Consider the following 7144-nt stretch of genomic DNA (forward strand, 5'->3'; position numbering starts at 1 on the left):
TTGTTTAACATGGTGATTGACGGATGCTTTAGGCATACGGACTACGGCGAACGACCAGTTCCAACTCCCCAGTTGATTACTTACTGTGTCGTTCGCCAATATAATGAACCCTTGGACGAAATAAGCGATTGTTTTCATGTTGTTCAATAATATGCGCACATAACCCTATCGTTCTCGAACCAAAAAAGATTGGCGTATATAAAGGTATTGGAATACCGAGCATCCAATACACCGGTGCCGCATAGTAGTCTAAGTTTGGATAAAGTCCCTTTTCCCTCTCCATTAGTCTCTCTCCCGCCTCACACATTTGATAGAGAAGGTCATCTCCCTTTAACACACATAATTCTTTTAATGCGTTCTTCATTATCAAGGCCCTTGGATCCATCTTTTTCATATAAACCCGATGACCAAACCCCATGATTTTTTCTTTATCACGCAAGCGCTTCTCTAACAACGCTTCAAATGCATTAACCGACCCCGCTTCTAAAAGCAGATGCATCACAGCCTCATTTGCACCGCCATGTAAATTCCCCTTCAAAGAGGCAACAGCGCCTGTTAATGCGCCATATAAATCCGACAGCGTCGAAGCAATTACTCTAGCGGTAAAAGTGGAATTCGGCATTTCATGTTCACTATAAAGCAGAAGTGATTGATCAAAAATGGCCTCCTCTAGTGTTGACGGTTTATTTCCAGTGATCATATAAAGGTAATTCGCACTGTAAGACAACTCTTGTAGTGGATAAATTGGATCCTCCTTCTGTAAAATGTGATAACTATTCGCAATGATGTTTGGTATTTGTCCAAGTACTTCATAGGCTCGCCTTTTATTGTCAACTACCGTATGTCTATCAATCTCCAAATCATAGCCTGCCAGAGCAGAAATCCCAGTTCTCAATGCATCCATAGGGTGTGTCTCTTTTGGTAATGCCTGCAAGATCGTCATAATGCTTGCTGGCACCTCGAATTTCTCCTTCAATTTGGATTCTATGTTGGATTTTTCTTCCTCCGTTGGTAGCGTTCCCTCCAATAACAAATGAACAATATCCAGATATCCCTTTGTTTTCGACAACTCGATTAAATCGTACCCTTTGATGACGATTTGCCCCAATTCTGTATCAAGCAACGAAATGGCTGTTTCGACAGCAATTACACCTTCAAGTCCCGGTGAAAATGTAGTTGTATTCGTCATATTATTTCCCTCCAATTCTACTAATGTATGCTCTTTCTATTTTGAAAGCGCTTTCATAAAGTGTAGGAATAGTTCCTCCTTTGTTCATCATTTACTCTCTTCTCTGTTTCACCCCTAAAAACTTAAGGATAGGATCAGTTCTCACCGACTTTCCCTTTTGACCAAATAAATACATCCATATCTATCTACAGCTATTTTTATACATATTCGATTATACCGTTGACTATAACATAGACTTTAAAACATTCCAATTATTCCATCAGTAATTGAGTAGATATTTTCTGAAATCATTTTAGAATTAATGGACGAATATCTACACTTGATTAACACTGAATCTATGATGATTTGTCATTTTGTCCTCCGGCTATTCTGTTCTCTTTTATAAGAGTAGGACACCTATTTTTCATTGTCAAGAAAGGGAAAAGGCGCCTGACCCCAGAGCAATTTCGAATTGTCTCGGAGTCGGATGCCTCATTCCCTTTTTAAACGCGGTGTTTGTCTATACGCCAATTATGAATTTCCCTTTTAATCTGTGCTGGAGTCAGTTCATCCCTAGCCGCCTTCCTTGCTAATGCCGGAAATTCTTCGTTCGAGGCAAATCGTAAAGCAATCAGTTGCTGGACAGTTAACCGCGAATCGATTGGCTCATTCGTCAGCATATAATACCTGAACTGCTCTTCCATTCGAATGACTCTGTCTTGTACTTTTAGCGCATTGACTCTTGCAAGAAGCCCTACGATAATACTCATGATAACGAGTGCTAGAAGTAGAAAATCCGATAGAGTGAATTCTCCTCGTACGATTGCCGTTACAGTATGTATGAGTGCTGCAACTAGTGTTATAACGCTGAGCGGCAACAATATAAAATGCTGTAATGGATGAAAACGCGTATGATTTTCATAAGATTGTGTTGGTTTTGTGGTCATGATGATCCCACCTTTCTTTGCAATCCATACGCCTTCACTATAGCATAGGCACTTTCGATAAGGATGCTTTCTGCTTAGACTTCGTCGCAAGCAGCCTAGGGGAACCCCCACTCTCCATCTATATAAGTTGAACGAAAGATCATCATTCATCACCTGCACTTGATTCAACACTGAATCTATGGCAAAGTAGTAGATGCAATATAAATTTTCATACTGTTTCAATATGTAGGGGAACCAGTGATGCTGGTTGAGATGTACTCAAAAAGTATATACCCTTTGAACCTGATCTGGTTAAAGCCAGCGGAGGGAACATACTCATTAGCTATGCTATGTTTATGCGTTCTTCGGTTATCCGGAGAACGCATTTTTTCGTTCCGGGCAGCCGTTCAATTGTTATGGTTATGAATTAATTAGGAGGAATAATGATGAAGAAAGTTTGGCTATTTGTCTTACTTACCTTACTGCTCACAGCATGTAGCAGCGAGCCGAAGAATGAGTCAGGGAAAGGCGGAAAAATGGAAAAAATCCATTTTGCACTTGACTGGACACCGAATACAAACCACACTGGTTTATATATCGCACAGGAAAAAGATTATTTTAAAGAAGCAGGACTTGATGTTGAAATCATGTTGCCTGGAGAAGCGGGCGCCGATCATTTGGTCGCTTCTGGCAAAGCCCAGTTCGGTATCGGAGCACAGGAATCAATTACAGAAGCACGTGTACAAGATATACCCATCGTTTCCATCGCCGCGATTCTACAACACAATACATCCGGCTTTGCCTCTATAAAAAAGAGTGGCATCAAATCACCAAAAAATTATGAAGGTAAAACATATGGCGGTTGGGGCGCTCCCGTTGAACAAGCGGTCATCTCTTCATTGATGACGCAAGAAAATGCGGATGTCGATAAAGTCAAATTCATCAGCATGGGCAATTCCGACTTCTTCACAGCCGTCGAACGGGATATCGATTTTGCTTGGATTTACTATGCATGGACAGGTATCGAAGCTGAACTTCGTGGCATCGACTTGAATATGCAGTACCTAAAAGACTACTCGGACAAACTTGATTACTACACACCTGTCATTATAACGAACGAAAAAATGATCAGTGATAACCCAGATACCGTTCAAGCTTTTATCAAAGCGATTGCAAAAGGTTATGAGTTTGCGATTGACAATCCAGAAGAAGGTGCGAAAATTTTATTGAAAGCAGTGCCTGATCTCGATGAAAAGCTTGTAAAGGCTAGTCAAGAATGGATTTCACCAAAATATAAAGACGATGCGGCTCATTGGGGGGAACAAAAAGTTGAGATTTGGGAAAACTATGCTAACTGGATGACCGAAAACGACTTACTCGATGGAGACTTTACTGCGCAAGACGCATTTACGAATAAATTTTTACCTAAATAAGGAGGAAAAAACATGGCAAACGCTTTAGTAAGCATTCAAATCATACCGAAAACACCCAATGGTGAAGACGTTATTCCATACGTCGATGCCGCCATCGCAATCATCGATCAGGCGGGCGTCCCTTACCAAGTATCTCCGCTTGAAACAACGATGGAAGGTAACTTAACGGAACTGTTAGGAATTATTCAACAAATGAATGAGCGCATGGTCGAATTAGGTTCAGCGAGTATCATTTCACAAGTGAAAATCCTATACAAACCGGATGACGCTTCCATGAATAAGTTGACGGAGAAATATAGATGAGGGCAATTATAAAAAAAGGATGGCGGCCAGTGTCGGTCATCATCCTTTTGCTTACCATTTGGGAAATTGCAGGCCGCGTTTTCGATATTCCGGCATGGTTGCTCCCGGTTCCCACGCAAATATGGGACGAAGCAATCCATGGATGGATGCATTATTCTAGCCATATTTTATCGACCATTCGACTTGCCTTTTCCGGCTATGTAATTGGAATCATCGTCGGCTTGACTGTAGCAATTCTTCTCTTCCGTCTGCCAGTGCTACAGGAAGCATTTTATCCATTACTTATTTTATCACAAAATATCCCAATCATTGTACTTGCTCCTTTGCTTGTCATCTGGTTTGGATTCGGTATGATGCCAAAAATCATCATCATTGTGCTCGTCTGTTTTTTCCCAGTTACGATTGCGGCATTGGACGGTTTCCGACAAACAGACCGGGATATGTTGCACTATTTGAAAATGACAGGTGCGACAAATAGGCAAATCTTTTGGAAACTACAATGGCCTTATGCGCTCCCATCCATTTTTTCCGGTTTAAAAATCGCTGGTACATATAGCGTCATGGGGGCTGTCATTTCCGAATGGCTTGGTGCAAACAAAGGAATCGGCGTCTATATGACACTTGCCTCCTCTTCCTTTAAAACGGATCGAGTGTTTGTCGCGATTGCTGTCATCATGATCTTGAGCTTGTCCTTTTTTGCAGTCATTGCGCTTCTTGAGAAATGGGTATTAAAATGGCAACAGCAAGGAGGTGATTCGTCCAGTGGGTAAACTAAGTTTACAACATGTTTCTAAATCATATGGGAGCAATTATGTTCTTCAAGATGTTTCATTTCATGTCGATGAAGGGGAGTTTGTCTCAATTGTCGGTCCTTCAGGCAGTGGTAAAAGCACATTATTTCAGCTTATCGGCGGACTTTATGCACCTGATAATGGGGATATTATGTTGGATGGGAAAAGAGTGAATAATTCGCGTGGCCATATTAGCTATATGCCGCAAAGTCCTGCATTGTTCCCTTGGAGAACCATTTTACAAAACGTTTTATTAAGTTCAGAAATCGCCGGACAAAAAGATTCAACCAAGGCCAAGGAGCTTATCGAAAAGGCGGGACTTGGGGGCTATGAACAAGCCTATCCTAACCAATTATCAGGTGGTATGAAACAACGTGTCGCATTCATACGAAGTCTCAACAGTCCGCAGTCTATCATTTGCTTAGACGAACCCTTTTCCGCTCTCGATGAATTTACGCGATTCGAAATGCAAGAATGGCTGCTCACCATTTGGGAGGAATATCGAAAGTCAATACTCTTCATCACTCATAATATCGACGAAGCACTCTATTTATCCGATCGGATTCTTATCCTTTCCGAAAAACCAGCATCCGTCAAAAAAGAAATCATCGTACCTTTTACGCGACCAAGGGCAGAAGATATTCTTTTAACTGAGCAATTTATGAAGTTAAAAAGGGAGATACATCATGACCTTCGCGGATGAAAGAAAACAATATATAATCGATGCACATATCCATCTTGTTCAATATGCTACTGAAAATCAGAGAACCATTATCGACTATTTGGAGCATCCATCCTCTGAATTACATGGACTTATTACAGTGTCGATGGATGTCGCTTCAGGCATTCGTAATTTAAAACTCGCCGAAAAACATCCCCGTATCCATCCCACTTTCGGCTTTCATCCTGAACAGGAAATACCTTCAACCATTGAATTAGATAAGCTCTTTGGGTTTATGGAGGTAAATAAAGAAAAAATGGTTGCGGTTGGAGAAGTCGGACTCCCCTATTATTTGCGGGAGAAAAGTCCGAATCTTCAGTTGGAGCCTTATTGTAAGCTTCTCGAGGAATTTATCCGACTGGCAAAGCTGTGGGTTAAACCCATCGTTCTGCATGCTGTCTATGAAGATGCTTCCATCGCCTGCGACTTGTTGGAAAAGCACTCTATCGAAAAAGCACATTTTCACTGGTTTAAAGGACCTACTTCAACTGTCGAGCGAATGATCCAAAACGGTTATTACATATCTGTCACACCGGATTGCGTTTATGAACAAGAAATTCAGACGCTAATCGATCTGTACCCTATCGAACAATTGATGGTCGAGACCGATGGGCCATGGCCATTCGAAGGACCTTTTACGAATGAAATGACACATCCGACAATGATGCATCATTCCATTGCAACAATTGCCCGTATTAAAAACGTGGGAATAGAAGATGTATACATCCAGCTGTATAACAATGTAAAACAGTTTTATAGCATATAAAAAGTGAACATCGCCACATGCCGAAACAGCGTATGGCGATGTTCACTTTTTTGTCACCACTATTTTCCTCATCTTATGAGATTTCACATTATTTTCACAGTCACCTCATATAATTAATTTTGTACATAACTAAGGAGGAGAAAATAACGATGAAAAAATTACTTATTTTAATGACTACAGTCTTAAGTTTAGCCGCTTGTTCAGGAGATAAGGCTGATGAAACAACAAAAAAGGATGACAAAGACAAAGTTGTCGCACCTAAAACTGAGGAAGTAGCAAAAAAGGACGACCAAGTGCATGAACACAGTGAGCCAGATGAACATTCCTTGTGTGCATTTGAATCTTGCAATATGAAAGTGTATATGAAAGATGATGAAATGGGCGCTTTCACAGCAAAAGCTGTAACAGATGATAATAAAACATTGTACTTTGACGATGCTGGTTGTTTGTTTAACTATCAACGTGATAATGAAGCAGTTGTACTTTCAGAAAAATATGTCCGTGATTATAATTCCCTTGAATGGGTTACAATGGATGACGCAAAAATGGTCCATGCAGACATTAAAACACCTATGGGTTATGGTGATGTATTCTTCACAGATACTTCCAGCCAAGAAAAATTTACAGCTGATCATTCAGATGCAGTAGAGACGTCAATCAAAGCAATCGACGCAGTCGCAATGGAACGCTATATGAAGAAAAAAGAAATGAGTGGCCATGGCGAAGGTGACGACAAAGACAAAGATAAAGATGGTCACGACGGACATTGATTAAAGCTAAAGACGCCCATTTTGCGGGGCGTCTTTTGATTTGTCTCGGAGACGAGAGCCGCTGATTGCTTCTCTTTTGATGACTTGATAGCGACAGTTCGTCCGGACCATGACAGTTCACACGAGCCATGACAGTTTCCCCGGTTGCCCTTACAGTTTCACGCATTGCCATGACAGTTCACACGAGCCATGACAGTTTCCCCGGTTGCCCTTACAGTTTCACGCATTGCCATGACAGTTCACACGAGCCATGACAGTTTCCCCGG

Annotated in this window: 8 protein-coding genes and 1 riboswitch; of the genes, 6 read left to right on the forward strand and 2 right to left on the reverse strand. The window is 41.2% G+C overall.

Annotated elements, in window-relative coordinates:
* Window positions 1-76: 76 nt before the first annotated feature.
* Both mmgD and H4683_RS14720 read right to left on the reverse strand, forming a co-directional pair.
* Window positions 77-1189 carry a citrate synthase gene (mmgD, locus tag H4683_RS14715; RefSeq protein WP_192599582.1) on the reverse strand — a complete coding sequence of 371 codons (1113 nt, stop codon included), beginning with the start codon at window positions 1187-1189 and terminating at the stop codon, window positions 77-79.
* Between the two features lie 482 nt (window positions 1190-1671).
* Entirely contained in the window at window positions 1672-2115 is a 444-nt protein-coding gene (locus tag H4683_RS14720; RefSeq protein WP_192599583.1) for a DUF6526 family protein, read from the reverse strand.
* A 217-nt stretch (window positions 2116-2332) separates the two neighbouring features.
* Window positions 2333-2441: riboswitch (TPP riboswitch) on the forward strand.
* 99 nt (window positions 2442-2540) lie between these two features.
* On the opposite strand from H4683_RS14720, the gene H4683_RS14725 reads away from it, so the two are divergent.
* From H4683_RS14725 to H4683_RS14750, 6 genes are all read left to right on the forward strand, one after another.
* Window positions 2541-3527 (forward strand): ABC transporter substrate-binding protein, encoded by a 987-nt coding sequence (locus H4683_RS14725; protein ID WP_192599584.1) that lies wholly within the window; start codon window positions 2541-2543, stop codon window positions 3525-3527.
* Between the two features lie 12 nt (window positions 3528-3539).
* On the forward strand, window positions 3540-3830 hold the full coding sequence (locus H4683_RS14730; RefSeq protein ID WP_192599585.1) for a thiamine-binding protein: 291 nt from the start codon (window positions 3540-3542) through the stop codon (window positions 3828-3830).
* Complete coding sequence (locus H4683_RS14735) at window positions 3827-4600, forward strand: ABC transporter permease (protein ID WP_192599586.1); 774 nt, start codon at window positions 3827-3829, stop codon at window positions 4598-4600. Before H4683_RS14730 ends, H4683_RS14735 begins: the two co-directional genes overlap by 4 nt.
* Window positions 4593-5324, forward strand: a complete 732-nt coding sequence (locus H4683_RS14740) for an ATP-binding cassette domain-containing protein (protein ID WP_192599587.1) — start codon at window positions 4593-4595, stop codon at window positions 5322-5324. Before H4683_RS14735 ends, H4683_RS14740 begins: the two co-directional genes overlap by 8 nt.
* A complete protein-coding gene (locus tag H4683_RS14745; protein ID WP_192599588.1) occupies window positions 5308-6108 on the forward strand; it encodes a TatD family hydrolase in 801 nt (266 codons plus the stop codon). The genes H4683_RS14740 and H4683_RS14745 overlap by 17 nt, the downstream gene beginning before the upstream one ends.
* A 149-nt stretch (window positions 6109-6257) precedes the next feature.
* Window positions 6258-6878: a hypothetical protein gene (locus H4683_RS14750; protein WP_192599589.1), complete on the forward strand. Its 621-nt coding sequence runs from the start codon at window positions 6258-6260 to the stop codon at window positions 6876-6878.
* Window positions 6879-7144: the final 266 nt, after the last annotated feature.

Origin of the sequence: Sporosarcina limicola, assembly GCF_014873855.1 — a bacterium.
Classification (GTDB): Bacteria; Bacillota; Bacilli; order Bacillales_A; family Planococcaceae; genus Sporosarcina; species Sporosarcina limicola.

Bases quoted from the DNA above. Each gene is read 5' to 3' on its own strand.
- H4683_RS14720 (WP_192599583.1), bottom strand. From the start codon at position 2,115: ATGACCACAAAACCAACACAATCTTATGAAAATCATACGCGTTTTCAT.
- mmgD (WP_192599582.1), bottom strand. From the start codon at position 1,189: ATGACGAATACAACTACATTTTCACCGGGACTTGAAGGTGTAATTGCT.
- H4683_RS14745 (WP_192599588.1), top strand. From the start codon at position 5,308: ATGACCTTCGCGGATGAAAGAAAACAATATATAATCGATGCACATATC.
- H4683_RS14730 (WP_192599585.1), top strand. From the start codon at position 3,540: ATGGCAAACGCTTTAGTAAGCATTCAAATCATACCGAAAACACCCAAT.
- H4683_RS14750 (WP_192599589.1), top strand. From the start codon at position 6,258: ATGAAAAAATTACTTATTTTAATGACTACAGTCTTAAGTTTAGCCGCT.
- H4683_RS14735 (WP_192599586.1), top strand. From the start codon at position 3,827: ATGAGGGCAATTATAAAAAAAGGATGGCGGCCAGTGTCGGTCATCATC.
- H4683_RS14725 (WP_192599584.1), top strand. From the start codon at position 2,541: ATGAAGAAAGTTTGGCTATTTGTCTTACTTACCTTACTGCTCACAGCA.